This is a genomic window from Oleiphilus sp. HI0061, from assembly GCF_001635675.1.
The window spans coordinates 1-692 of record NZ_LWFE01000938.1; the positions used below are offsets into that span (position 1 = coordinate 1).

1 protein-coding gene is annotated in these 692 nt (G+C 44.7%); it reads left to right on the plus strand.

Going from position 1 to position 692, the window contains the following annotated elements; translation table 11 throughout:
- The coding region (locus A3735_RS11020) for a TonB-dependent receptor (protein WP_197485860.1) at nucleotides 1–692 on the plus strand (692 nt) is incomplete at both ends.

Below are 692 nucleotides of genomic sequence, written 5' to 3' on the forward strand. Positions count from 1 at the left end.
GTACTTGAGAACAAACCGGAACCAGTATGTAGCAACTTGGCAGGGAAACCTTCCTGAGAATGATAGCCAGCAAAAAACGCTTGGCCTCATGTTCAAAGCCGACTATAGCCTAGATAGCCTCCGCTGGACTTTTGGAGCCGACCTTGAATATACCAAGTCTAGTCGAAGCTATGAGCAAACCTTTGACTATGTGCCCAGTGGCTGGGGAAGTAGTGTCGCTGAGGGCTCTATTTATGACTACGACGTGAATTACTTCGCCGTGTCACCCTATACCAGTGCTGCATTTAGTGTTACTGATCACTTAACAGTAGAAGCCGGCCTTCGCTACGACTCCAGCCGTTTTGATTACACGAATAATCTATCTGACGGGCAATATGCATCGTCGAGTTATGCGCGGGCATCGAGCGATAATGACCCTTCATTCAATCACTTAAGTCCTAAACTGAGTTTTAGTTTCCGTCTTGATGATAGTCAGAATATCTATGTTCGCTATGCAAACGGTTTCCGAATACCGCAAGCTTCTCGCTTGTATGCGCTTACAACTGACAATATTGATTTTGATTTAGACCCGGAAGTCAGTGATACCTATGAACTGGGTTATAAGTTGGCAACCACAAATCAGCGTCTCGATTTATCGTTGTATTACATGACGATTGATGACTCAATTGTTCGACGAGAAAACATTGATGGAG